This is a genomic window from Micromonospora sp. WMMA1998, assembly GCF_027497375.1.
Lineage (GTDB): Bacteria > Actinomycetota > Actinomycetes > Mycobacteriales > Micromonosporaceae > Micromonospora > Micromonospora sediminicola.
Window position 1 is genome coordinate 563,320 of record NZ_CP114911.1, and the last position, 23,105, is coordinate 586,424.

Sequence of the window (23,105 nt, forward strand, 5' to 3'; positions counted from 1 at the left end):
TCTCAGCGGACGGCGCAGACCGTCCCGTTGAGGCGGAACGCGCCCGGCGGCACGTTCGGCCCGCCGTACGCGCCGACGAATCCGACACTGGTGCTGCCGCCGTCGGCGGCAAGCCGGCGGTTGTCGGCGGTGGAGGTCACCCGGACGTCGCGCCCGGTCTGTGTCCAGGTGGCGTTCCAGCCGCTGCTGACCTGCTGCCAGCCGGTGGGCCAGGTCCAGGTGAGCGTCCAGCCGCCGACGACGTCCGGACCGGTGTTGACCACCTCGACGGTCGCCACGTAGCCGTTGCCCCAGTCGGTGTCGGGATGGAAGCGGACCGCGCAGGCGCTCGCCGCCGGGCTGCCGGTGGCGAAGGTGAGCGGCGGTGAGGACCACGACACCCGGCCCGCGGTGTCCCGGGCCAGGACGTTGACCGTGTAGCGGGCGCCCGGTTCGAGGTTGCCCACGCTCAGCGACCTCCCGGCGGTCTCGCCGAGCTGCTCGCTGACCGCGCCCCGCTGCCGGTACACCTCGTACTTGGCGATCGGCGCCGCGCCGGGCGTCGCCGCCGGCCACGAGATCGTCGCCGCGCGATCGGTCACCGCGCCCGCCGTCGGCCGCCCCGGGGCGCCGGGCCGCCCGGCGGAGCCTGAGGCCGGTCGCAGCACGAGCGTGGTCAGCGAGTACGGGGGCAGCGTGCGGGCGCCCGCGCTGCCCGAGTGGCCGGTGCTCACCCCGGTCGCGCCGTTGGTCAGCATGTGCACGGTGGGCGCCTCGTCGGCCGGGGTGAAGCCGGCGTAGTCCACCGCCACCGGGTACGCGGTGTCCGGGTCCTTGTTGACCAGCAGGACCGCGAGGCTGCCGTCCGGCCGGCGCACCGCGTGCGCGGTGACCAGCGGCTGGTCGGTGCCGGCGCGGACGAACTGGTCGCCCGCCCGGGCGAACAGGTTCATCATCGACAGCGCGTGGTACGGCGCGAACGGAGTGTTCAACGGCGGCTCGCACACCTCGCCGTCGGCGGTGCAGCCGCCGCTGGAGAGCAGCCCGAAGTCGCCGTAGTCGGTCTGCCCGGCCACCTCGGAGACGCTGCCGATGCCGTTGTGCGCGTTCCACCACTGCACCGTGAACACGCCCTGTTCCAGCAGGCCGCTGTAGGCGTCGGCCAGGAACAGCGCGCCCGGCGCGGTGGTGCGGCCGGTGTCGACGTTCAGCTCGGTGAGGCTGATTCCGATCCGGTCCGCGCCCGGGCCGGCGTACCGGGCGATCTGCTGGCGCAGCAGCCAGGCGGCGTCGGGCAGCTGGTCGGTCCGGGCCAGCGACTCGGCGGCGGTGCCGCCGGGGTACCAGTGCACGTCGACGAAATCGATCTTCGGACCGGCGATCGAGAGCACGGTCTGGTTCCACGGCCCCGGGTCGGCGCCGGCGGTGATCCCGTCCGGCCAGTTGCCGGGCATGGTCAGCACCGCGCCGACCTTGATGCTCGGGTCGACCGCCTTCATCGCGTCGGCGTACTCGACCACCAGCCGGGCGTACTGGGTGGCGCTCTTGTCCGGGTGGTCGTCGGCCTCCCAGGCCGATCCGTAGTGGCCGTTGCCGTAGTTCTCGTTGCCGACGGTCCAGAACTTCGCGCCGTAGCCCTTGGTGACGTTGGCGTACCGCACCCACGCGGCCGCCTCCGCCGGCGTGCCGGTGCCGTAGTTCGCGATGATCATCGGCTGGGCGCCGACGCGCCGGGCCGCCGCCATGAACGTGTCGAAGTCGGTGTCCGGCGCGACGTAGCCGCCGGGCGCGGTGTGGTTCTCCCAGTGGTAGATGTCGGCGTACGAGCCGCCGGGGTAGCGCAGCATCCGCACGCCGGCCGCCTTCAGCAGGTCGGACGTCTCGGCGCTGCCCAGCTGGGAGTCCCAGATGGCGTGGTTGACGCCGAGCGCGGTGTCCGGCACGGTGGCCAGCCCGGCGCGGGCGTTGACGGTCACCGCGACCGGGTCGGCGGCGGCGCCGGCGACCGGCGGGTCGACGGCGGCCAGCGCGGTGGTGACGAGCAGCAGGCCGGCCGCGTACGCGGTCCAGCGGCGCACGCGGGGCAGGATTCTCCTCATGCGGGTGTCCTTCGTGGGATCGGACGGCGGGTGGTGCCCGGATCGGTGGTGCCGTCCTCCCGGGGCCTGACGGCGCCCGGATGCCCAGGAACGGTGATCGGCTCCGCGCGGTGAGCCATCGACGTACCAGGATTCCACGGGGCGCGCGGCGGGCTCAAGCCGTCAGGGCTTAATTTATAGACAGGAGTCTTTACTGTTAACAAGGTTTAATTTATGTTCGTGGCACCTTCCCTTCCCCCCGAAGGAGTTGCCACCATGCGTCGAAGACTCACTCTTCCGCTGCTCACCACCGGTGCGGTGACCGCGACCCTGGCGATCGCCGCGCCGGCCCAGGCCCACGGCTACGTCTCCTCGCCGCCCAGCCGACAGGCGCTGTGCGCCCAGAACCGGGTGCCCGACTGCGGCCAGATCAGGTACGAGCCGCAGAGCGTCGAGGGCCCCAAGGGACTGAAGACCTGCCACGCAGGAATCGCCCAGTTCGCGGTGCTCAACGACGACAGCCGCAACTGGCCGGCCACCTCGGTCGGCAGCACGGTGACGTTCACCTGGGTCAACACCGCCCGGCACTCCACCGCCAACTGGGAGTACTGGATCGGCGACACCCGGGTCGCGGTGGTCGACGGCGGCGGTCGCCAGCCCGACGCCACCGTGTCGCACACGGTGAACCTGGGCGGCTTCACCGGCCGGCAGAAGCTACTCGCGGTCTGGAACATCGCCGACACCGCCAACGCGTTCTACTCCTGCGTCGACCTGCAGATCGGCGGCGGTGGCGGTAACCCGACGCCCACCCCGTCGCCGACGCCGTCACCCACCCGGACCGCCACGCCGTCGCCCACGCCCACCCCGACCGGCTCGTCGGTGCCGGGCGGCACCTGGACCGCCGGCCGGGCCTACCAGGTCGGCGACACGGTGACCTACGACGGCCGCAGCTACCGCTGCCGCCAGGCGCACACCGCCATCGCCGGATGGGAACCGCCGAACGTGCCGGCGCTCTGGCAGCAGATCTGACCGCCGCCGCCGACCGTCGCGCCGAGCCGCACCGTCGCGCCGGACCGTGTGGCCGCGTCGCCACGCCGGATCGCTCCGCCTGGGCGGGTCGGGCCGCTCCGCCTCGGCGGGTCGGGCGGCCCGGGTATCGGGAGGCGCGGTCCGGCGCGCGGCCGGACGTCGCGTGCGAGACCCGCGTCGGACGGTCGGCCGGTTCCGCCCGGCCGTCCGACGCGCCCGGAACGCGGGGTCCGCGGAGCACCACCCGACCCGACCGGAGGATCGACATGCGCCGCCCGTTCGCCGCCGCCCTGCTGGCCGCCCTGCTCGCCGCCGGCGTCGCCGGCTGCGGAGGCTCGTCGCCGGCGCCCGCCACCCCCCGGCCCACGCCGGCCGTCGACGACACGACCAGCGGGATCGACGCGCTCTTCCTCGCCATGATGGTGGCGCACACCGCGCAGACGCTGGAGATCGTCGACGTCGGGCTCGACCGGGTCACCGACACCGAGGTCCGCATCCTGATCTCCGCCGTCCGGGCCACCGAGACCGACGAACTGGCCACCATGCGCGGCTGGCTGCGCGAGGCCGGCCCGTCCGCGGCGGCCGCCGCCGCGCGCCACGACCACACCGGACACAGCGACGCCGCCGCCGGCCTGGCCCGGCTGCGGGCCGCCCCGGCCGCCGACGCGGACCGGGTGCTGCTCGACGTGCTCGCCGCGCACCAGCGCACCGCCGCCGCCCTGGCCCGCGCCCAGGTCACCGCCGGCACCAGTGCTCGGGTACGCGACCTCGCCGCCCGTATCGAACGCTCCCGCACCGCCGAGGTGGCCCTCATGGCGACCCTGCACCCGACGCCCCGCCGCTGATCTCGACGGGGCGGGAGGCGGCGGGCGAGGACATGACGTTCGTCACGGGGGTGGTGGGCGGGGGTGCGGGCCGGAGCGGGTGGGGGAGTGGCGAAACGGGGCGGATCGGGGTCTTTCTCTCGGAGGAGGCGGCGCGGCGAGGGCCGGTGCCGGGTGCGGCGGGCGGGGGCGGGGGTGGGGGAGTTCGCCTCTGGGCAAAACCGGCCGCGCGACGTCGCAGGCCGTGACTAGGCTTTCGCCGGACCTCGTGCCGCCGCACGCCCCGCGCGCGGCGCCGCCACCCCTCGGACCGGACCGGAACCAGGAGACTGTCTGTGACCCAGCAACCCGTCGCGACATCGAACAAACTCGACGCCGCGGTGCTCAAGGTGGCCGGCGTCGTCGTGCTCGGCGCGATCATGTCGATTCTCGACGTGACCGTCGTCAGCGTGGCCATCCCGACGTTCCAGAGCGAGTTCGACGCCTCGTACGCGCGGGTGGCGTGGACCATGACCGGCTACACGCTGGCGCTCGCCACGGTGATCCCGCTCAGCGGCTGGGCCGCCGACCGCTTCGGCACCAAACGCCTCTACATGGTGGCGCTGGCGCTGTTCACCATCGGCTCCGGGCTCTGCGCCACGGCCGACTCGATCGGCGAGCTGATCGCCTGGCGCGTGGTCCAGGGCCTCGGCGGCGGCATGCTCATGCCGCTGGGCATGACGATCATGACCCGGGCCGCCGGCCCGCACCGCATCGGCCGGCTGATGGCCGTGCTGGGCATCCCGATGCTGCTCGGCCCGATCGGCGGTCCGATCCTCGGCGGCTGGCTGATCGATACCGCGAGCTGGCACTGGATCTTCCTGATCAACCTGCCGATCGGCGTCGTCGCCCTGATCTACGCCCAGCTCGCCCTGCCGAAGGACGCCCCCGAGCCGTCGGAGTCGTTCGACTTCCTCGGCATGCTGATGCTCTCGCCGGGTCTGGCGCTGTTCCTCTACGGCGTCTCCTCGCTGCCCGAGGCCGGCACGGTCACCGACACCGAGGTCTGGCTGCCCATGCTGGTCGGCGCCGCGCTCGTGGTCTCCTTCGTGCTCTACTCGTTCCGCCCGCGGCACCCACTGCTCGACCTGCGGCTGTTCCGCAACCGCAACCTCACCCTCGCGGCGGTGACGCTGTTCGTCTTCATCATCGCGTTCATGGGCGCGGGCCTGCTGTTCCCGAGCTACTTCCTGCAGATCCGCGGCGAGTCGACGCTGACCGCCGGCCTGCTGATGGCGCCGCAGGGCATCGGCGCGATGCTGACCATGCCGATCGCCGGCATGCTCGCCGACCGGGTCCCGGTCGGCCGGACGGTGCCGTTCGCGCTGGTGCTCATCGCGGCCGGGTTCTTCACCTTCACCCAGCTCGGCACCGACACGTCCTACCTGCTGCTCTGCGGCTCGCTGTTCGTGATGGGCCTGGGCATGGGCGGCACCATGATGCCGATCATGACGTCGGCGCTGAAGACCCTGAGCGCCGCCGAGGTGGCCCGCGGCTCGACGCTGGTGAACATCCTCCAGCAGATCGGCGGGTCGGTGGGCGCGGCGGTGATGTCGGTGATCCTCACCAGCGAGCTGAACGGCTCGCGGGTCATCCCCGGCGTGACCGACCCGGGTACCGGCGCCCCGGTCACCGAGGCGCAGCTCGCCATCGGCGTGCAGCAGCAGCCCGAGCTGGCCCAGCAGCTCCCGGTGCCGCCGTCGCTGATCGAGCGCGGCCTCGACTTCGCGGCCAACTCGTTCGCGACCACGTTCTGGGTCGCCTTCGCCCTGGTGCTGCTCACCTTCGTCCCGGCCGCGTTCCTGCCCCGCCGCCGGGAGCCGTCGCACCTGCTCGACGGCGAGGCGGGCGACGAGCAGCCGCGCACGCCGGTGCCGATCCACTGATCCGCACCCACCCCGTCCCTCCGGGGCCGGACGCCTCGGCGTCCGGCCCCGGAGGCGTCTCCGGAGTCGACCCGGCGATCGGCCACCGGCGGACCCGGCAGCGCCTAGGCTCGACGGGGGAGCGGCGGAGTCGGGGGGAGAGGCGGGCACGGTGGACGCGGACGGCGGCGATCGGTCGGCGCGGCGGCGCAACCGGCTGCTGCTCGCCGGCCTGCTGGCCGTGGTCGGGTTGATCCTGCTGCTGCTCGGCCTCACCGTCGCCAACGGCACGGTCGCCGGCGTCGAGGTGGTGCTCGCGCTCCTGCTCCTGCTCACCAGCTACGCGATTCAGCGGGTGGCCCGCCGGGAGACCGTCTACCGCGACGATCGGCGGCGCTGACCGGCCCGGTGACCCGGCCGGGCTAGGCTGACCGGCGTGGATCAGGAAGACCGAATCGCGCTGTTCCTCGACTACGAGAACCTGGCGCTGGGCGTACGCGACCATCACGGCGGCAGGCCGTTCGACTTCCGTCCCATCGCCGACGCGCTGGCCGAGCGCGGCCGGGTGGTGGTGCGGCGGGCGTACGCGGACTGGTCGTACTTCGACGAGGACCGGCGCATGCTCACCCGCTCGCACGTCGAGCTGATCGAGATCCCGCAGCGGATGGGTGCCTCCCGCAAGAACGCGGCCGACATCAAGATGGCCGTGGACGCGGTCGAGCTGGCCTTCGAGCGTGGCTACATCTCCACGTTCGTGATCTGCACCGGGGACAGCGACTTCACTCCGCTCGTGCACAAGCTGCGCGAACTCAACAAGCGGGTGATCGGGGTCGGGGTCGAGAAGTCGACCTCCGCGCTGCTGCCACCGGCCTGCGACGAGTTCCTCTACTACGACCGGCTGGAGGGGGTCGACGTACCGCCCTCCGCCGGCCGGCGGACCCGGCCGACCCGTCCCGAGCCGGCGGCGTCGACCGCCCCCGCCGGGCCGGTGGCCGAGCCGCCGCTGGACGCCGCGCCCACCGCCGAGGAGACCCCGCGGGACGTCGACACGCTCGCCGTCCTGCTGGTGCAGACCGTGGCCGGCATGCAGGGCAGCGCCGGCGGCGAGGTCACCGCGTCCGGGCTCAAGCGGGCCCTGCTGCGCAAGGACCCGACGTTCAGCGAGTCCGACTACGGGTTCCGCACCTTCGGCGAACTGTTGCGGCACCTGGCCGGGCACAACGTGGTGGAGCTGGCCCCCGGGCCGGCCAAGGGCGACCCGGAGGTGTCGCTGCCAGAGCGGGGCGACCGGGAGGTGGAGTTCGCGCTGCTCCGGTCGGTGGTGGTCGACCTCGCCGGCGAGGGCGGTGCGGTGGCCCTGTCCGGCCTGAAGGACCAGCTCCGGCGGGCCCGACCGGACTTCAGCGAGAAGAAGCTCGGTTACCGCAGCTTCCTGCAGTTCTGCAAGGCCGCCGCGACCGCCGGTGCGGTGGAGCTGCGGTGGAGCCCCGACGACGGCGACTACCTGCTCACCCCGCAAGCACCCTGATCACCGCCCCGGGCCCGCCGGCACCGACGCGAGCCGGACGCCACCACCTCGGCGTCGTGGGGCCGGTCATGCCGGGGGCGCCGCCGTCGTCGGACTCGGGACCGATGTGGCGCTCGGGCTCGGCTCACCGGGTGGGCTCGGGCTGCCGGTCGGGGACGGATCACTGGTCGGGCTCGCGGTCGGGGCCGGTTCCGCGGAGGCCGTCGGCGGGTTCGGCGACGTGGTGGCCGGCGGGCCGTCGGTGCCGGCCAGCGGCACGGCGGGCACCGGGTCGGTGGATGAGGTGGATGAGGTGGGTGGCGCCGAGGCGCGATCCGGACGCGGGGCGGCAGAGGGCGGCCGGTGGTGGCGGGACACCGGCGCCGGTGTGCCCGCCCGAGGCGCGTCCGGCGTGGCGGTGACGCCCGGCCGGGGCGCGACGGTGGGCCCGGGAACGGACGCGGCGCCCGCCGTCGGACGCGTCGACTCGGCGGTGGCGGGCCAGGTGCCGGCCGAGGTGGCGCCGAGCAGGACGGCGACCGCCGCGACCCCTGCCGCGACCAGCCGTTGCGGGCGCGTCCGCTCGACCGGCGCGTCCGCCGGACCGAGCGGCCGGGGTGGCCGTGGTCGCGCGGCCCGGTGGGCGGCCACCAGCGCCTCGACGTCGGCGACGACGACCTCCCGCGCCCCGGCCGCGTCGGCGTGGGCGAGGGTGAGGTAGAACCGGGCGTTCGGCGCGCCGGCCGCCAGCATCCGCAGCCCGGACGGCGTGCCGCCGTCGGCGTGGTGCAGCAGGGTGACCGGACGGTCCGGGTGGTGCCCGGGTCCACGCAGGTCCCGTAGGGACCAGTCGCGCCGGCCGTCCCGCCCGACGAAGGCCACCCGACGATCGGTCACCACGGCGGCGCCGCTGTCGACCACCCGCAGCCCGGCCGGCAGGGGCCCCTCGGTCGGATCCAGCCGCCCGGCCAGCGCCAGATCGGGCGCGGGCAGCCCGGGCAGGTGCCGGGCGGTGGCCTCGACCAGCTCGACGGCGGGCAGGATGCGGTAGACGACCTCGCCGTCGTGCAGCGGCACCGGCAGCGTCGTGCCGGGCAGGGCACACCCGTGGAACGCGTCCGCCTCGATCCGCAGCCGGTCGAGGTGCTCCGCGCGGCGACGCCAGGCGCGCGCCGCCGTCTCGTACGCCCGGCGCCGGCGCTCGTTCTCGCGCCGCGCCCAGGCCAACCGGCGCCCCAGGTGGGGCCCGACCGCTCCGGGTTGTCTCGCCGTCACGCCCGGTACAACGCGCGCCGCTGAGCTGCGGATACGTGAGCGTGGCTATCGTCCGCTTTGGTAGCGGTATGCCCTTGCTTAGAATCGGGTCATGCCGCGGATCCTCCAGCTGCTGGCCTCGCCGGTGCACCGATACGTGGGCCGGCCCGCGGACGGGCCCGCCCCGGCGCCGCCCGGGGAACTGGTCGAGCAGGTGTGGATCCGGTCCGGCCTGGGCGTCGTCGGCGACCGCTACTTCGGCCGGCCCGCGCACCGCACCGCGAGCGTCACGCTGATCGCGCAGGAGTCGCTGCCGGCCGGCGCCGACCTCACCCAGCTCCGGCGCAACGTGCTGACCAGCGGCATCGCGGTGGACGAGCTGGTCGGCCGGGTGCTGACCCTGGACTCCGGCGACGGCCCGGTCAGCCTGCGGGTGCACCGGGCCGCCCCGCCGTGCGCCTGGCTCGACGTGGTGGTCGCACCCGGCACCTGGAAGGCGATGCGCCGACGCGCAGGCGTCCGGTGCGAGCCGCTCACCGAGGGCGTGCTGCGGGTCGGGCCGGTGACGGTCTCCGTCGACGACTGACGGGCCGTCGGGAACTTTCCCCGCCCGCCGGCCGACCAACAGCGGGGTCACCGATCGTCCGGTCGGCGGCGAGGTGGCAGGAAGGGCGCCAGGGATGAACCGAGCCAGGCCCGCATCCGTACCATCGGACATGACCACCTCGGGCCGGCGGGCCGGCCGCGAATGAGCCCGGACACCGACGACGAGCAGGTCACCCGCTGGGCGCACCGCGCCGGCCGGGGTGACCAGCAGGCCGCCGCCGCGTTCGTCCGGGCGTTGCAGGGCCCGGTGTGGCGGTTCCTCGCCCACCTCGCCGGTCCGGCCGAGGCCGACGACCTCGCCCAGGAGACGTTCCTGCGCGCGCTGCGCAGCCTGCCCGGCTTCGCCGGCCGCTCCTCCGCCCGCACCTGGGTCTTCACCATCGCGCGTCGAGTCGCCGTGGACCACGTGCGGGCCGCGACCGTACGCCCCCGGGTTGCGGCGCTGCCGGACTGGCAGGCCGCCGCCGAGGCGGCCGGGGCGGTCACCGCGGGTGGGGACGACGGTGTCGCGCTGCGCGGGATCATCGCCGGGCTCGCCCCGGAACGGCGCGAGGCGTTCGTCGCCACCCAGGTGCTCGGCCTGTCCTACGCCGAGGCCGCCGAGGTGTGCGGTTGCCCGGTCGGCACCATCCGGTCCCGGGTCGCCCGCGCCCGCGAGGACCTGGTCGCCGCGTGGACCGGCGACGCCCGTGACCGCCGCGCCCGCTGATCGGCGCTCGGGCTCCGTCAGGCGGCGCGGCGGTCGCGGGCCTGTGCCGTGTACGGGCCGGGCGGCACCAGCCGCAGGGGGGCCGGCGCGGCCGGCTCCTCGGTCCGCAGGGCCCACCGCGAGCCGGTCGACCGGCCCCGCCCGGGCGGCGTGTCGCCGGGACGCCAGCGCGGCCGGGACAGCACCAGCATCACCGCCCAGCCGACCAGCAGGAAGCCGTGGCTGACCAGCCGGGTCACCGCCACCTGGCCGGTGATCAGGTCGTTGACCGACAGCAGCACCAGCGTGGCGACGAACGCGCTGAGCATGGGCAGCAGTCCGGCCGGGGTGGTGCGGCGCAGCGCGACGTAGAGGAAGCCGGCGCCGACGGCCACGTTCCACGCCGCCGACTCGTGCCACAGGTGCTGGCCGGCGGTGTGCGCGTGGGCGACCACCGCCTCCCGGCCGATCTGCGCCAGGCCGAGCACCAGTTGCACCGCGCCGAGCAGGCCGAGCGCGCCGCGCAGCCCGAGAGCCACCCGCTGGCGGCGGCTCGGCCGGGGCGGGGGCGCGGCGGCCAGCACCGCCTCGACCAGGTCGGGCACCCGAGGGGCCAGCTGCGTACGGGCGCGTCGGGTGACCGCGGCGGCCGACTCGAACCAGCCCCGACAGCCGGCACAGCCGCTCAGGTGCGCCTCGGCCGCCTCGGCCTCCGACCGGGACGCCTCACCGTCCAGCTGTGCCGACAGGATTTCCCGCCACCGCTCACACGCCATGTAGGGATAGTCGTCCGGACCGGCCGTCTGGTTCCCGGCGGGTGCCGGTTCAGGCCGACACGCTGCCCGTACGCTCGGCCCACGCGTGCCGCGCGTCCCGGTCGCCGGCCGGTGGAAGATCTCCCGCGCCCCAGCCTGGTGGCCGGCCCGCACCGGGGCGGGTCACCAGATGTCGGCGGTTCGGGCGCGCCCGGTGACTACCCCCGGCGGGCCCGGGTAAGCGGGCGCCGACCGCCGCCGGGGGAGGGGGCCGCGTGACACGCGCGTTCGTGAACTGGTCCGGCAGCCTGTCGTTCACCCCGGCGCGGTGGGTCGAACCGGCCCACGAGGACGAGGTGCGCGCGCTGGTGCACCAGGCTCGGGAGGCCGGGACCACCGTGCGGCCGGTCGGTTCGGGGCACTCGTCCAGCCCGCTGGCGCGTACCGACGGGATCCTGCTCGGCCTGGACCGGCTGGCCGGGGTGATCTCCGACGACGGCCGGCTGGCCACCGCCTGGGCCGGCACCAAGCTCAAGGCACTCGGTGAGGGGCTCTACGACGCCGGGCTGGCGATGGACAACCTGGGCGACGTCGACTACCAGTCGATCGCCGGGGCGACCGCCACCGGCACCCACGGCACCGGCCTCGGTTTCGGCAACCTGAGCACCCAGGTCGCCGGCGTGCGCCTGCTCACCGGCACCGGCGAGACGCTGGACGTCGACGCGGAGCGCAACCCGGAGCTGCTGCCGGCCGCCCGGCTCTCGCTCGGCGCGCTCGGCGTGGTCACCCGGATCACGCTCGACGTGCAGCCCCGCTACGAGCTGCACCGCCGCTCCTGGTGCGCGCACCTGGACTGGACCCTGGACCACCTGGCCGAACTGCAGCACACCAACCGCAACATGGACTTCTACTGGTATCCGCGCAGCGACCGGACGCAGATCCGGGTGATCAACCGCACGGACGAGGCCAACCAGCGGCCGCTGTGGCCCGGGACGGGCACGCCCGGCGGCGAGCCCCGGCAGAGCCAGCTCGGGCCCACCCACCGCACCATCCCCCGGCACCGGGAGCTGCGCTTCGAGGAGATCGAGTACATGCTGCCGTCGGAGGCGTTCCCGGCCTGCTTCGCCGAGGTGCGCCGGCGGATCCGTGAGCGGCACCGCCGGGTGGCCGGCTGGCGGGTGCTGGTGCGGACCATCGCGCCGGACGACATCTGGCTCAGCAACGCCTACGGCCGGCCCACCACCACCATCGCCTGCCTGCAGAACACCTCCCTGCCGTACGAGGAGTACTTCCGGGACATGGAGGCGGTCTTCCGGCACTACGGCGGCCGGCCGCACTGGGGCAAGAAGCACTGGCTCGGCGCGCGGGAGCTGCGCCCCCTCTATCCCCGCTGGGACGACTTCCGGGCGGTGCGCCGCCGGCTCGACCCGGACGGGGTGTTCCTCACCCCGGACCTGGCCCGGCTGCTGGAGGAGTCGTGACCGCCCCGGTCGGCGCGCGGATCTGGGTGGTGCCCGGCGGGCACGTGCCGTTCCCGGCGCACGGGCCGGAGCCGGAGTTCACCGGATTCGACCAGCTCTGCGTGCTCAACGCCACCGACCACGACGCCGACCTGACGCTGGACTTCTACTACGAGGACGCCGAACCGGTCGGTCCGTACCGGGTGCTGGTCGGCGCGCGCCGGATCCGGCACCTGCGGGTCAACGACCTGATCGACCCGGAGGCGGTGCGGCTGGACCGGCCGTACGGCTGCGTGCTGCGGTCCCCGGTGCCGGTGGTGGTGCAGTTCCTGCGCCAGGACACCCGGCTGCCCGGCGTGGTGGCGTTGACCGGCACGATGGCGTACCCGGGGTGAGGTTCGACCGGGCGGCGGCGGGTACCCCGGCGCATGCGGGAAGCCACCGACCGGTTGGGTGACCGGATCCGCGAGGCCGGTCGGGCCAGCCGCCAACGGGTACGCACGTACTTCATCGTGGCGGTCCAGGCGGGCCTGGCCGCCGCGCTGGCCTGGCTGATCGCCCGCGAGGTGTTCGGCAACCCGGACCCCACGTTCGCTCCCGGCGCCGCGGTGGCCGTCATCGCCGCCGCGCTGGGTAACCGCACCCGCCGGACGGTGGAACTGGTCGTCGGGGTGGTGCTCGGCATCCTGGTCGGGGACCTGTTGATCCGTGTGCTGGGCACCGGGCCCTGGCAGACCGGGGTGGTCGTGTTCCTCGCGGTCAGCGCCGCGGTGGTGGTGCGCGGCACCGGCGCGCTGGTCACCCAGGCGGGCGGTACGGCCGTGCTGGTCGCCACGCTGACCCCGGTCTCGCCCGACCTGGAACTGCCCCGCACGATCAACGCGCTGGTGGGAGGCGCTGTCGGCCTGCTCGTGGTGCTGGTGCTGGCGCCGCTGAACCCGCTGCGCACGGTGCGGCGGGTGGCCGACCCGGCGCTGGACACGTTCGCCCGGGAGATGACCGCGTCGGCGGAGGCGCTGGCCCACGGCGACGCCCGCGCGGCCGACGCCGTGCTGGCCCGGATGCGCGCCGCCGAGCCCGAGCTGGACCGGATCGACGAGGTGGTCGGCGCCGCCGACGAGGTGGTCCGGTTCTCCCCGGTGCGCTGGCGGCGTCGGCGCGCGCTGGCCGCGTACCGCGACGGCGCCGAGCACCTGGACCGGGCGTTCCGCAACAGTCGGGCGCTGGTCCGCCGGGTCGGCACCGCCCTGCGGGACCGGGAGCCGGTGCCGGCCGACCTGCCGGCCGCGCTGGAGCACTTCGGCGCGGCGATCCGGTTGCTGCACCGGGAGTTCCTGGCCGCACACGAACCGCACGCCGCCCGGGAGCGGGTGCTGCGCGCGGTGCGTGACGCCGGTGCGGCGTGCCGGCAGGACATCGGCTTCTCCGGCACCATCGTGGTCTCGCAGTTGCGCACCGCCGCCAACGACGTGCTCCGCGCCACCGGCGTGCCGGCCGACGAGGCCCGCCGGCAGGTCCGCCGGGCCGCCGCGGCCCGCACGCCGTAGACCCTGTGCCGCGCCGATGAGTTCACCGATCCGCGTCGGTCTACCGTCCGACCGACACACCACGGCACGGGAGTAGGGCATGGGCCTCATCCACATCGAAATGTTCGCCACGCTCGACCTGGTCGGGCAGGCGCCGGGCGGCCCCGACGAGGACCCGGCCGGGTTCCCGTTCGGCGGCTGGCAGGCGCCCCTGATCGACGAGGTCACCGGGGCGCAGGTCCAGGCCGCCTACGAGGGCACCGACGCGCTGCTGCTCGGCCGGCGGACGTACGACATTTTCGCCGCCTACTGGCCGCAGCAGGAGGGTGGGCCGGACGACGGGATCGCCGCGCTGTTCAACCGCATCCCGAAGTACGTGGCCTCGCGTGGCCGGCCCGACCTGTCCTGGGCCGGGTCGACGCAGCTCGGCCCGGACCTGGCCGGCGCGGTGCGCGAGGTCCGGGACCGGCACGAGAACGTGAAGGTGGTCGGGAGCCTGAACCTGGTGCAGACCCTCCTGCGGGAGAAGCTGTTCGACCGGATCGACCTCTGGGTGCATCCGATCGTGCTCGGTGTCGGGAAGAAGGTCTTCGACGGCGGCACGGTGCCCACGAACGTGACCCTGGTCGAGCCGCCGGTGGCCAACCCGAAGGGCACCGTCTACCTGCGCTACGGCCTCGCCGACGGCATCCCGGCGACCGGGGACATGGCGGCACGCGGCGACTGACGCGACCGCGCAACCCGGTGGCGTCCGGGACGCCCGGTCCGGAATGCTTCCGGTCATGGTTTCGGTGGTGCAGAACGTGGCGATCGACTGTGCGGATGCCTACGGGCTGGCGCGCTTCTGGAGCGAGGTGACCGGGCGGCCGCTGCACCCGGAGGACCGACCGGGTGACCCGGAGGCCCAGGTGCTGCTGGCGGAGGGACCGGTGCTGCACTTCAACCAGGTGCCCGAGCCCAAGACGGCGAAGAACCGGATCCACCTCTGCCTGCGCCCGGAGACCTCGCGCGAGCCGGAGGTGGAGCGGCTGCTCGGCCTCGGCGCCACCCTGGTCGACGACCGGCGCCACCCGGACGGCACCGGCTGGGCGGTGCTCGCCGACCCCGAGGGCAACGAGTTCTGCGTGCTGCGCAGCGCCGCCGACCGGGCCGCGACCGGGTCCTGACGCCTCTACAGGCCGAAGAAGTCCAGGTAGCCGTCGATCTGGTGGGCCAGCATCGGCTCGCCGGGGTGGGCGGCCAGGCCCCGGTCCCGGGCCGCGCGCAGCAGCGGCGTCTCCGCCGGCGACATGATGATGTCCGCCACCACCGCCCGGGCCGGCAGCTCGGCCACCGGGAACGGCGGCGGGTCCGTCGGGCGCAGCCCCAGCGGCGTCGCGTTGACCGCGAGGTCTGCGTCGGCCAGCCGCGGCCGGGACGCGCCGTGCACCCGGTCCGGGTACGCCTCGGCCAGCCGCCCGCCCAGCGCGGCCAGGCGCGCCGGGTCGGTGTCGGTCAGGTGCAGCGCGGCCACCCCGGCGTCGAGCAGCGCCACCGCGATGGCGCTGCCCGCGCCGCCGGCCCCCACCAGGCAGACCCGCCGGCCGCGTGGATCGTGCCCGGCCGCCACCAGAGCGCGGACGAACCCGTCGCCGTCGAACGTGTCCGCCGACCAGGTGCCGTCCGGCTCCCGGCGCAACGCGTTGACGCTGCCGGCCAGCCGGGCCCGGTCGGTGACCCGGTCGGCCAGACCGAGCAGGGCCGCCTTGTGCGGCACGGTCACCAGCATCCCGTCCAGGTTGGCCACCCGGCGCAGCCCGGCCACCACGTCGGGCAGGGCGGCGGCCGGCACGTGCACCGGCACCAGCACCGCGTCCGTGCCGCGCCGGGTCAGCACCGGGTTGAGCAGGCCCGGCGCCCGCACCTGGGCGATCGGGTCGCCGAGCAGCGCGTACAGGCGGGTGCCGCCGCCGATCACGGTCATCGCACCGGCTGCGGTCGGCGCAACGTCCGCAGTGCCCCGGCCCACGCCGCCACCTCGTCGAGCACGGTGCCCACCGCCTGCCGCTGGTGCGGCCCGGGCCGCAGGTCGCGGAACGCCACGAAGTCGGTGTGCAGGGAGAGCGCCACCTGGGAACGGACCACCGGCACCGACACCTGACCGAGCACCAGCCGCAGGTGCTCGGCGGCCCGGGTCCCGCCGTGCACGCCATAGCTGACCAGCCCGGCCGGCTTGTGGTGCCACTCCTGGTAGAGCGCGTCGATCGCGTCCTTGAGCACGCCGGGCACCGAGTGGTTGTACTCGGGGGTGACGAAGACGAACGCGTCCAGCGCCGCGACGGTCGACCCCCAGCGGCGGATCGCCGGCCGGCCCGAGGGCGCCATCGACGGGGGCAGCTCCTCGGCGAAGTGCGGCAGCGGATGGTCCGCCAGGTCGACGAGTTCCGCGGTGACGTCCGTACGGCCGGCGGCGACGTCGCACACCCAGCGCGCCACCGCGTCGGCCTTGCGGCCCGGGCGCGTGCTGCCCGCGACGACCCCGATCCTGATCATTGACTGGCCTCCCTGGTGTGGTGCCCGGTCCCGGTCGGGACCGGGGCGTCCGCGAGGTCGCGGGCGAGGTGGAGCGCGCCGTGCAGGGACGAGAGCCCGCCGAGCGCGGCGGCGGCCACCCGGGGCGCGGGCCGACCCGCCCGGCCGCCGGCGGCGGCGAGACGGCCGACCAGTGGCACGAAACCGGGCAGCCCGGCGGCGAAGCCACCGCCGACGATCGCCAGATCGACGGCGAGCAGCTCGCCGAGGCTCACCACCGCGGCGGCCAGCGCGGCGCAGGCCGGCTGGATCGCCTCCACCGCCCACGGCCGCCCGTCCCGCAGCCCGTCGCGCAGCCGCCGGTGGTCCACCGGCCCGCCGCGCAGCCGCGCGGCCCGACGCAGCGTCGCCGGCCCGGACGCGGTCGCCTGGAGGCAACCGGCCCGTCCGCAGTCGCACCGCTCTCCGTCGACGTCGACCACCATGTGTCCGACCTCGGCGGACGCGCCGGCCGGGGCGTTGCGGCCACCGAGCACGATCCCGCCGCCGACCCCGGTGCCCACCCCCAGGTAGAGCACGTCGTCCCGGCCGGCGTGCCGGGCCTCGGCCAGCGCCGCCAGGTCGCCGTCGTCGGCGTACCCGGTCCGGGTGTCCGGGAACAGGCGACGCAGCGCGCCGGCCAGGTCCAGCCCGACCCAGCTCGGGCGGCCGGGCCAGGCGACGACAGCGCCGCCCCGGTCGACGGTGGCCGGCATGGCCACGCCCACCGTGGCGACCGGACCGAAGCCGGCCCCCAGCGCCGCCGCCTCGGTGGCCAGCAGCGCCAGGTCGGCGGCCGGGTCCGCGCCGGCCGGCCAGGTGACGATCCGTTCGTACGCGGGCCGGCCGGCCGCCTCGGCGCGCAGCGCGACCTTCGTGCCGCCGACGTCGACGCCCAGCAGCGCGGCGCCCGGCCCGCCCGTCACGCCGGCCTCAGTGCGCCAGCAGGTGCAGGAACGCCAGCGCGGCCGCGGCGAACGCGAAGAACAGCGGCACCATGATCACCTTGCCGTCGTCCTTGGCGCGCAGGTGGTAGGCCACGGCGGCGATCAGCAGCACGGTGACGCCCACCGCGGCGACCAGGCCGAGCTGCCAGAACTTCAGGCCCAGCAGCAGCCCGGCGACGCCGGCCAGCTCCAGCAGGCCGATGACGCGGGTCAGCCCGGCGGAGACGCCGAGGTGCGACATCCGCTGGCGCATCTGCGCGTTGCCGGTGAGCTTCTGCACGGCCAGCGGAATCAGGACGATGGCCAGCAGGATGGTGAGAACGATGATCGCGACGGTCACGGGGTTCCTCGGGGGTCGGGTCGCCGCGACGGACGACCGGAAACGGGTGCGGTGGGGCGGTCGGTCAGGGCACTGTGGCCACGAGCGCGCGGGCCGCCAGCCGGTAACCGAGCGCGCCCAGACCCACGATCACCCCCGCGGCCAGCGGGGCGAGCACCGAGTCGTGTCGGAAGCTCTCCCGGGCCCACACGTTGGACAGGTGGACCTCCAGCCACGGGCGGGGATAGTTGGCCAACGCGTCGCGCAGGCTCCAGCCGGCGATCATCAACGCGCCCGGGTTCACGATCGCGCCCACCGTCTCATAACTGTCCTGGATGGTACGGATCATCAAGCCCTCGCAGTCGTGCTGTCTCGCCACGACCCGCCAGCCCCGTCCGGCCACCTCCTCGCCGACCGCCCGCTCGATGTCCGCCAGCGTCTCGGTGCCGTAGATCTCCGGCTCGCGCCGGCCGAGGATGCCCAGGTTCGGACCGTTGAGCAGGAGCACCTCGGACACGTGGCACCTCACCGGGAGCGGACGACGACAGGTCCTCGGAGTATCGGCCCGGCACGCCGTCCGGCCCTCGCCGGCAGGGGGCGGTTAGGGGCGGCTAGGGGCCGTTAGGGGAGGTCAGCGGCCTGCCGGCTCGGTTAGCGTCCAGCCGGGCCGTTCCTATCTGGAGCAGGGAGTGGGACATCATGAGTGATCTGCCGGCGCCGGAGTTCCCCGCCTGGCCGCAGTTCGGCGACGAGGAGCGGACCGGCCTCGTCCGGGCCCTGGAACAGGGCCAGTGGTGGCGCGTCGGGGGCGACGAGGTCGACACGTTCGAGGCCGAGTTCGCCGCGTACCACGGCGCGCCGTACGCGCTGGCCGTCACCAACGGCACCCACGCGCTGGAGGTGGCGCTGGAGGTGCTCGGCGTCGGCCCCGGCACCGAGGTGATCGTCCCGGCGTTCACATTCATCTCCTCGTCGCTGGCCGCGCAGCGCCTCGGCGCGGTGGCCGTGCCCGTCGACGTCGACCCGGACACCTACTGCGTCGACCCGGACGCGGTCGCCGCCGCCATCACCCCGCGCACGCGGGTGGTGATGCCGGTGCACATGGCCGGGCAGTTCGCCGACATGGACGCGCTCGACAAGATCGCCGCCGACGCCGGAGTCGCGCTGCTCCAGGACGCCGCGCACGCCCACGGCGCGCGGTGGCAGGGCAAGCGGGTCGGCGAACTCGGCTCCGTCGCCGCGTTCAGCTTCCAGAACGGCAAGCTGATGACCGCCGGCGAGGGCGGCGCGGTGCTCTTCCCCGACGAGGAGAGCTACGAGAAGGCGTTCCTGGTGCACAGCTGCGGCCGGCCCCGCACCGACCGCGACTACCTGCACCGCACCACCGGCTCGAACTACCGGATGAACGAGTTCAGCGCTGCCGTGCTGCGCGCCCAACTGTCCCGGCTGGACGGTCAGATCGCCCTGCGCGAGCAGCGCTGGCCGCTGCTGGCGAGCCTGCTCGCCGAGATCCCCGGCGTGGTGCCGCAGGGCCGCGACGAACGCGGCGACCGCAACCCGCACTACATGGCCATGTTCCGCGTGCCCGGGATCACCGTCGAACGCCGCCGGGCCGTGGTCGACGCGCTGATCGCCCGGGGCATCCCGGCGTTCGTGGCGTTCCGCGCGATCTACCGCTGCGACGGGTTCTGGCTGGCCGGCGCGCCGGACGAGACCGTCGAGCAGATCGCGGCACGGTGCCCGAACACCGAGCAGATCCACGCCGACTGCATCTGGCTGCACCACCGCACGCTGCTCGGCACCGAGGAGCAGATGCACCGGATCGCCGCCGTGCTCGCCGACGTGCTGGCCGGATGACCGGGCCGCAGCCGGCCGCCGCGCCGGGGCGTACCGTCCGGGTCGCGGTGGCCGGCCTCGGCTGGGCCGGACGGCAGATCTGGCTGCCCCGACTGGCCGCGCACTCCCGGTTCACGGTCACCGCCGTGGTCGACCCGGACGCCGCCGCCCGGGAGCGGGCGCGCGCCGACCACGGCGTTCCCGACGCGTACGCGGACGTAACCGACCTGCCCGCGGGCGCGGCCGATCTCGTGGTGGTGGCGGTGCCCAACCACCTGCACGCCGCGGTCGCGGCCCGGCTGCTGCGCCGGGGCGTACCGGTGTTCCTGGAGAAGCCGGTCTGCCTCACCTCGGCCGAGGCGGACGACCTGGCCGACGCGGAGCGGGCCGGCGGGGCGGTGCTGCTGGCCGGCAGCGCCGCGCGCTACCGGGCCGACGTGCGCGCCCTGGTCGACGCCGCGGCCGACATCGGGCCGGTCCGGCACGTCGACGTGGCCTGGGTACGCGCCCGCGGCGTGCCCGACGCCGGCGGCTGGTTCACCCGGCGGGACCTCTCCGGCGGCGGCGCGCTCGTCGACCTCGGCTGGCACCTGCTCGACACCGTGCTGCCGCTGCTCGGGCCGGCGTCGATCGCGCACGCGGTGGGCAGCGTCTCCGACGACTTCGTCAACGACGACGCCGCGCGGGCCGCCTGGCGCGGCACCGCCGGCACCGGCGGGCGGGGCGACGTCGAGGACACCGCCCGGGCCTTCCTGCTCACCGCCGACGGCGCGTCCGCCGCCCTGCACGCCTGCTGGGCGTCGCACGAGGCGCGCGACCGGACCACCGCCTCCGTGCACGGCGCCGCCGGGTCGGTGACGTTGCGCTGCACGTTCGGGTTCAGCCCCAACCGGGACGCCACGCCGGAGCTGACCCGCACCCGCGACGGGGAGACGGTCCGCCTGCCGCTGCCCGCCGAGCCCATCGGCGCCGAGTACGACCGGCAGCTCGACGCCCTGCCCGACCTGCTCGCCGACCCGGGGAGCCGGGGCGTGGCCGCGGCCGACGCCCGCCGCACCATCGACGCCATCGAACGCGTCTACCGCTGCGCCCGGCCCACCCCGCCGGTGCCCGCGTTGGCGGGAGCGCGCGACCGGTGAGAACCACCGGCGACCTCACCCACCGGGAGCAGCCATGAGCCAGCCGCCGTCCACCGCCGGCGCCGCCGTCCTCGCCCCTCGACCGGGCCCGATCCGGGCCGTCGTGTTCGACCTCGACGGGGTCGTGGTCGACAGTTCGGCGGTGATGCGCGAGGCGTTCAGCATCGCGTACGCCGAGGTGGTCGGCGGCGGGCCGGCGCCGTTCGAGGAGTACAACCGGCACATGGGGCGGTACTTTCCGGACATCATGCGGCTGATGGGGCTGCCGCTGGAGATGGAGGGACCGTTCGTCCGGGAGAGCTACCGGCTGGCCCACCGGGTGCCGATGTTCCCCGGTGTCCGCGAGACGCTGGAGGCGCTGCACGAGCGCGGGATCCGGATGGCGGTGGCCACCGGCAAGAGCGGCCCGCGCGCCCGGTCGCTGCTCGACCTGCTCGGCGTGCTCGCCCTGTTCGACCACGTGATCGGCTCGGACGAGGTGCCCCGACCCAAGCCCGCCCCGGACATCGTGCTGCGCGCGCTGGACCTGCTCGGCATGCCGCCGACCGCGGCCATGATGGTCGGTGACGCGATCACGGACCTGACCAGCGGCCGGGACGCCGGGGTGACCACGGTCGCCACCACCTGGCACGGCGGCGACGTGACGGCCCTGCTCGCGGCCGGCCCCGACCTGGTCGCCCACAAGCCCGACGAGCTGCTCACCCACTGCCCGGCGGTGCTCTGACGCTCGCGCCCCGACCGGCGAGCGTGATCGACACCGGTTCGGGGAGGTGGCGGGGTCGACGTCGTCGCTTCGGCGAGCCGGCGGCGCAGGCCGGGCGCCGTCGCTACATCGTGGCCAGAGCGGCCCGGACCTCGGCCTCCGGCACGTCGGGGACCAGCTCCGGACCGGCCGGGCCGTCGAGCACGAAGGACAGGCCGGCGGTGGACTTCTTGTCCCGCCGCATGAACGCGATCAGCTCGTCGGCGTCCACCCCCGACGGCAGGCCGGTGTCCAGGCCGTAGCCGGCGACCACCTCGTGGTGCTCGGCGACCCGCGCGGCGGGGATCCGGCCCAGCCGGCCGGCCAGCCGACCCGCGAAGACCGTGCCGACGCCGACTCCCTCACCGTGGCGCAGCCGGAAGTCGGTGGCCCGCTCCAGCGCGTGCCCCAGCGTGTGGCCGTAGTTGAGGATGTGCCGCAGTCCCGCGTCGCGCTCGTCGGCGGCCACCACCCGGGCCTTGAGCGCCACGCACGCGGTGATCTGCTCGGTCACGGTCCGCCCGCGCAGGTCGCCGGCGCCGATGAAGTGGGCGCGGGCGATCTCCCCGTAGCCGTTGCGCCGCTCCACCTCCGGCAGCGTGCCCAGGTAGTCGGTGTCGCAGAGCACCGCGCGCGGCTGCCAGTAGACGCCGACCAGGTTCTTGCCCTCGGGCAGGTTCACCGCCGTCTTGCCGCCGACGCTGGCGTCCACCTGGGCCAGCAACGACGTCGGCAGGTGGAGCACCGCGACGCCCCGGTGGTAGAGGCCGGCGGCCAGGCCGACCACGTCGGTGGTGGTGCCGCCGCCGCAGGAGACCACCGCGTCGGCGCGGGTCAGCCCGAACCCGGCGAACGCCCGGCACAGCGACTCCACGGTGGCCAGCGTCTTGTCGTGCTCACCGTCGCGGGCCGGCACCACCCGGTGCGGCACGCCCGGGTCGGGCGTCCACTCCGGCGGCCGGGCCGAGACCACCACGACCCGGCGGGCGCCGACGCGGGCCACCTCCGCCGCCAGCCGGTGCCGCACGCCGGGGCCGACGAGCACCGGGTACGACCGGTCGCCCAGCTCCACGTCGACGGTACGGGCGCGCACACTGCCCTGGACGGTCATGCGACTCTCCCGACGGTCGAGGAACCCACTGTCATCCGGCCCGTCCGCCGGGTCCGGCCATCCGCAACGCCAGCGCGGCCAGCGAGTCGACGGCCGGGTCGATGCCCCACCGGCGGTGGCTGAGCTGGGCGTGCGTGGCGATCAGGAAGCCCCGCGGCGCGGCCGGGTGGTCCTGCGCGGCCACCTCGCCGACCCGGTCCAGGTAGCGACCCCAGGCCGCCGCCACCGGGTCCTCGGCCAGCGGCAGGTCGCCGGCGGCCAGCACGATCTTGTCCGCGCCGGCCTGCGCCTGCGCGGCCAGGTCCCGGCGCTGCGCCCCGGTCAGCGGACGGCTGCGGTCCTGCCAGTGCAGGAACAGGAAGGCCGCCCGGTCGCCGGCCGGCACCAACCCGCACAGGTGCCGCAGGTGCGCCACCGCCAGCGGCAGCTCCAGCCCGGCCAGCCACGGCGGCTCACCGCCGAGCAGCGTCAACGCCAGCTCGCTGCCGGCGTGCGCGAGCGGCCCGCCGCGCGCCGGGTCCCGCACCACGTACGCCGGGGGCGCCGGCCGCGCGGCCGGGCCGAGCCGGTCGCGCGCCAGGTCCAGCGCGGCGGGCCCGGCGTGCAGGCCCAGCCGCAGCCGCGTCGCGGCGGGGGAGTCGAGGCGGTCGAAGAACCAGCACACCCCCGGGTCGGCGGCGCGCACCTCGGCGACCAGCCGCGCCACCACGGTGCCGACCAGCTCGGCGGCCCGCGCGTCGACGCACCCCGAGCCGGGCACGGCGAGGTCGGCGAACAACCAGGAGCGGTCCATGGCACCTCGACTGTCGGCGGGTGGGTACGCGGCGTCCTCGGGGCGAGCCCATCATCAC

25 protein-coding genes are annotated in these 23,105 nt (G+C 75.2%); 15 read left to right on the top strand and 10 right to left on the bottom strand.

The features are described from left to right. Positions 1–2: 2 nt before the first annotated feature. Positions 3–2,078, bottom strand: a complete 2,076-nt coding sequence (locus O7600_RS02740; protein WP_281592117.1) for a cellulose binding domain-containing protein — start codon at positions 2,076–2,078, stop codon at positions 3–5. Between the two features lie 255 nt (positions 2,079–2,333). Here O7600_RS02740 and O7600_RS02745 point away from each other — a divergent pair, with 255 nt between their 5' ends. The 5 genes from O7600_RS02745 (at position 2,334) to O7600_RS02765 (ending at position 7,342) form a co-directional block, all read left to right on the top strand. After that, complete coding sequence (locus O7600_RS02745) at positions 2,334–3,086, top strand: lytic polysaccharide monooxygenase (protein ID WP_281592118.1); 753 nt, start codon at positions 2,334–2,336, stop codon at positions 3,084–3,086. Positions 3,087–3,352: 266 nt separating this feature from the next. Continuing rightward, entirely contained in the window at positions 3,353–3,931 is a 579-nt protein-coding gene (locus tag O7600_RS02750; RefSeq protein WP_281592119.1) for a DUF305 domain-containing protein, read from the top strand. Positions 3,932–4,245: 314 nt separating this feature from the next. After that, the gene (locus O7600_RS02755) at positions 4,246–5,835 is read left to right on the top strand and encodes a DHA2 family efflux MFS transporter permease subunit (RefSeq protein ID WP_281592120.1); all 1,590 of its coding nucleotides are present in this window, start codon (positions 4,246–4,248) and stop codon (positions 5,833–5,835) included. A 151-nt stretch (positions 5,836–5,986) separates the two neighbouring features. Continuing rightward, a complete protein-coding gene (locus O7600_RS02760) occupies positions 5,987–6,214 on the top strand; it encodes a hypothetical protein (protein ID WP_281592121.1) in 228 nt (75 codons plus the stop codon). A 36-nt stretch (positions 6,215–6,250) separates the two neighbouring features. Continuing rightward, positions 6,251–7,342 (top strand): PIN domain-containing protein, encoded by a 1,092-nt coding sequence (locus O7600_RS02765; protein ID WP_281592122.1) that lies wholly within the window; start codon positions 6,251–6,253, stop codon positions 7,340–7,342. 66 nt (positions 7,343–7,408) lie between these two features. Here the strand turns inward: O7600_RS02765 and O7600_RS02770 are convergent, their stop codons facing one another. Next, entirely contained in the window at positions 7,409–8,596 is a 1,188-nt protein-coding gene (locus O7600_RS02770; protein ID WP_281592123.1) for a hypothetical protein, read from the bottom strand. A gap of 91 nt (positions 8,597–8,687) precedes the next feature. On the opposite strand from O7600_RS02770, the gene O7600_RS02775 reads away from it, so the two are divergent. Then, complete coding sequence (locus O7600_RS02775; RefSeq protein ID WP_281592124.1) at positions 8,688–9,161, top strand: molybdenum cofactor biosysynthesis protein; 474 nt, start codon at positions 8,688–8,690, stop codon at positions 9,159–9,161. Positions 9,162–9,323: 162 nt separating this feature from the next. Beyond that, positions 9,324–9,890 carry a sigma-70 family RNA polymerase sigma factor gene (locus O7600_RS02780; RefSeq protein WP_281592125.1) on the top strand — a complete coding sequence of 189 codons (567 nt, stop codon included), beginning with the start codon at positions 9,324–9,326 and terminating at the stop codon, positions 9,888–9,890. Between the two features lie 17 nt (positions 9,891–9,907). Here O7600_RS02780 and O7600_RS02785 read toward each other — a convergent pair whose 3' ends face one another. Continuing rightward, positions 9,908–10,645 (bottom strand): zf-HC2 domain-containing protein, encoded by a 738-nt coding sequence (locus O7600_RS02785; protein ID WP_281592126.1) that lies wholly within the window; start codon positions 10,643–10,645, stop codon positions 9,908–9,910. A gap of 254 nt (positions 10,646–10,899) precedes the next feature. Between O7600_RS02785 and O7600_RS02790 the strand changes: the two genes are divergently transcribed. The 5 genes from O7600_RS02790 (at position 10,900) to O7600_RS02810 (ending at position 14,776) form a co-directional block, all read left to right on the top strand. Beyond that, positions 10,900–12,105: a D-arabinono-1,4-lactone oxidase gene (locus tag O7600_RS02790; RefSeq protein WP_281592127.1), complete on the top strand. Its 1,206-nt coding sequence runs from the start codon at positions 10,900–10,902 to the stop codon at positions 12,103–12,105. Continuing rightward, the gene (locus O7600_RS02795; protein WP_281592128.1) at positions 12,102–12,479 is read left to right on the top strand and encodes a sensory rhodopsin transducer; all 378 of its coding nucleotides are present in this window, start codon (positions 12,102–12,104) and stop codon (positions 12,477–12,479) included. Before O7600_RS02790 ends, O7600_RS02795 begins: the two co-directional genes overlap by 4 nt. A 33-nt stretch (positions 12,480–12,512) precedes the next feature. Then, positions 12,513–13,631: an FUSC family protein gene (locus tag O7600_RS02800; protein WP_281592129.1), complete on the top strand. Its 1,119-nt coding sequence runs from the start codon at positions 12,513–12,515 to the stop codon at positions 13,629–13,631. A 79-nt stretch (positions 13,632–13,710) separates the two neighbouring features. Next, entirely contained in the window at positions 13,711–14,337 is a 627-nt protein-coding gene (locus tag O7600_RS02805; protein ID WP_281592130.1) for a dihydrofolate reductase family protein, read from the top strand. Between the two features lie 55 nt (positions 14,338–14,392). Further along, a complete protein-coding gene (locus O7600_RS02810; protein ID WP_281592131.1) occupies positions 14,393–14,776 on the top strand; it encodes a VOC family protein in 384 nt (127 codons plus the stop codon). 5 nt (positions 14,777–14,781) lie between these two features. Here O7600_RS02810 and O7600_RS02815 read toward each other — a convergent pair whose 3' ends face one another. The 5 genes from O7600_RS02815 to O7600_RS02835 form a co-directional block, all read right to left on the bottom strand. Next, entirely contained in the window at positions 14,782–15,573 is a 792-nt protein-coding gene (locus O7600_RS02815) for a shikimate dehydrogenase (RefSeq protein ID WP_281592132.1), read from the bottom strand. Continuing rightward, a complete protein-coding gene (locus O7600_RS02820; protein WP_281592133.1) occupies positions 15,570–16,142 on the bottom strand; it encodes an NAD(P)H-dependent oxidoreductase in 573 nt (190 codons plus the stop codon). The genes O7600_RS02815 and O7600_RS02820 overlap by 4 nt, the downstream gene beginning before the upstream one ends. Continuing rightward, positions 16,139–17,086 carry an ROK family protein gene (locus O7600_RS02825; RefSeq protein WP_281592134.1) on the bottom strand — a complete coding sequence of 316 codons (948 nt, stop codon included), beginning with the start codon at positions 17,084–17,086 and terminating at the stop codon, positions 16,139–16,141. The genes O7600_RS02820 and O7600_RS02825 overlap by 4 nt, the downstream gene beginning before the upstream one ends. A 7-nt stretch (positions 17,087–17,093) precedes the next feature. Next, the gene (locus O7600_RS02830) at positions 17,094–17,447 is read right to left on the bottom strand and encodes a DoxX family protein (RefSeq protein WP_281592135.1); all 354 of its coding nucleotides are present in this window, start codon (positions 17,445–17,447) and stop codon (positions 17,094–17,096) included. Positions 17,448–17,511: 64 nt separating this feature from the next. Further along, on the bottom strand, positions 17,512–17,943 hold the full coding sequence (locus O7600_RS02835) for a type II 3-dehydroquinate dehydratase (RefSeq protein WP_281592136.1): 432 nt from the start codon (positions 17,941–17,943) through the stop codon (positions 17,512–17,514). A 182-nt stretch (positions 17,944–18,125) separates the two neighbouring features. Here O7600_RS02835 and O7600_RS02840 point away from each other — a divergent pair, with 182 nt between their 5' ends. From O7600_RS02840 to O7600_RS02850, 3 genes are read left to right on the top strand one after another with little or no spacing between them, the layout of a single operon-like run. Further along, positions 18,126–19,283 (top strand): DegT/DnrJ/EryC1/StrS family aminotransferase, encoded by a 1,158-nt coding sequence (locus O7600_RS02840; RefSeq protein ID WP_281592137.1) that lies wholly within the window; start codon positions 18,126–18,128, stop codon positions 19,281–19,283. Next, positions 19,280–20,401 (top strand): Gfo/Idh/MocA family oxidoreductase, encoded by a 1,122-nt coding sequence (locus O7600_RS02845; protein ID WP_281592138.1) that lies wholly within the window; start codon positions 19,280–19,282, stop codon positions 20,399–20,401. The genes O7600_RS02840 and O7600_RS02845 overlap by 4 nt, the downstream gene beginning before the upstream one ends. Before the next feature lie 34 nt (positions 20,402–20,435). Continuing rightward, complete coding sequence (locus O7600_RS02850; protein ID WP_281592139.1) at positions 20,436–21,125, top strand: HAD-IA family hydrolase; 690 nt, start codon at positions 20,436–20,438, stop codon at positions 21,123–21,125. 103 nt (positions 21,126–21,228) lie between these two features. Here the strand turns inward: O7600_RS02850 and O7600_RS02855 are convergent, their stop codons facing one another. Together O7600_RS02855 and O7600_RS02860 are read right to left on the bottom strand one after the other, a co-directional pair. Next, positions 21,229–22,254: a 3-dehydroquinate synthase family protein gene (locus O7600_RS02855; RefSeq protein ID WP_281592140.1), complete on the bottom strand. Its 1,026-nt coding sequence runs from the start codon at positions 22,252–22,254 to the stop codon at positions 21,229–21,231. Between the two features lie 31 nt (positions 22,255–22,285). Continuing rightward, a complete protein-coding gene (locus tag O7600_RS02860) occupies positions 22,286–23,047 on the bottom strand; it encodes a hypothetical protein (RefSeq protein ID WP_281592141.1) in 762 nt (253 codons plus the stop codon). Between the last annotated feature and the right edge of the window lie 58 nt (positions 23,048–23,105).

Coding starts and splice junctions, on each gene's coding strand:
- O7600_RS02745 (WP_281592118.1), top strand. CDS start 2,334: ATGCGTCGAAGACTCACTCTTCCGCTGCTCACCACCGGTGCGGTGACC.
- O7600_RS02750 (WP_281592119.1), top strand. CDS start 3,353: ATGCGCCGCCCGTTCGCCGCCGCCCTGCTGGCCGCCCTGCTCGCCGCC.
- O7600_RS02855 (WP_281592140.1), bottom strand. CDS start 22,254: ATGACCGTCCAGGGCAGTGTGCGCGCCCGTACCGTCGACGTGGAGCTG.
- O7600_RS02820 (WP_281592133.1), bottom strand. CDS start 16,142: ATGATCAGGATCGGGGTCGTCGCGGGCAGCACGCGCCCGGGCCGCAAG.
- O7600_RS02810 (WP_281592131.1), top strand. CDS start 14,393: ATGGTTTCGGTGGTGCAGAACGTGGCGATCGACTGTGCGGATGCCTAC.
- O7600_RS02815 (WP_281592132.1), bottom strand. CDS start 15,573: ATGACCGTGATCGGCGGCGGCACCCGCCTGTACGCGCTGCTCGGCGAC.
- O7600_RS02840 (WP_281592137.1), top strand. CDS start 18,126: ATGAGTGATCTGCCGGCGCCGGAGTTCCCCGCCTGGCCGCAGTTCGGC.
- O7600_RS02845 (WP_281592138.1), top strand. CDS start 19,280: ATGACCGGGCCGCAGCCGGCCGCCGCGCCGGGGCGTACCGTCCGGGTC.
- O7600_RS02860 (WP_281592141.1), bottom strand. CDS start 23,047: ATGGACCGCTCCTGGTTGTTCGCCGACCTCGCCGTGCCCGGCTCGGGG.
- O7600_RS02850 (WP_281592139.1), top strand. CDS start 20,436: ATGAGCCAGCCGCCGTCCACCGCCGGCGCCGCCGTCCTCGCCCCTCGA.
- O7600_RS02775 (WP_281592124.1), top strand. CDS start 8,688: ATGCCGCGGATCCTCCAGCTGCTGGCCTCGCCGGTGCACCGATACGTG.
- O7600_RS02785 (WP_281592126.1), bottom strand. CDS start 10,645: ATGGCGTGTGAGCGGTGGCGGGAAATCCTGTCGGCACAGCTGGACGGT.
- O7600_RS02780 (WP_281592125.1), top strand. CDS start 9,324: ATGAGCCCGGACACCGACGACGAGCAGGTCACCCGCTGGGCGCACCGC.
- O7600_RS02800 (WP_281592129.1), top strand. CDS start 12,513: ATGCGGGAAGCCACCGACCGGTTGGGTGACCGGATCCGCGAGGCCGGT.
- O7600_RS02805 (WP_281592130.1), top strand. CDS start 13,711: ATGGGCCTCATCCACATCGAAATGTTCGCCACGCTCGACCTGGTCGGG.
- O7600_RS02740 (WP_281592117.1), bottom strand. CDS start 2,078: ATGAGGAGAATCCTGCCCCGCGTGCGCCGCTGGACCGCGTACGCGGCC.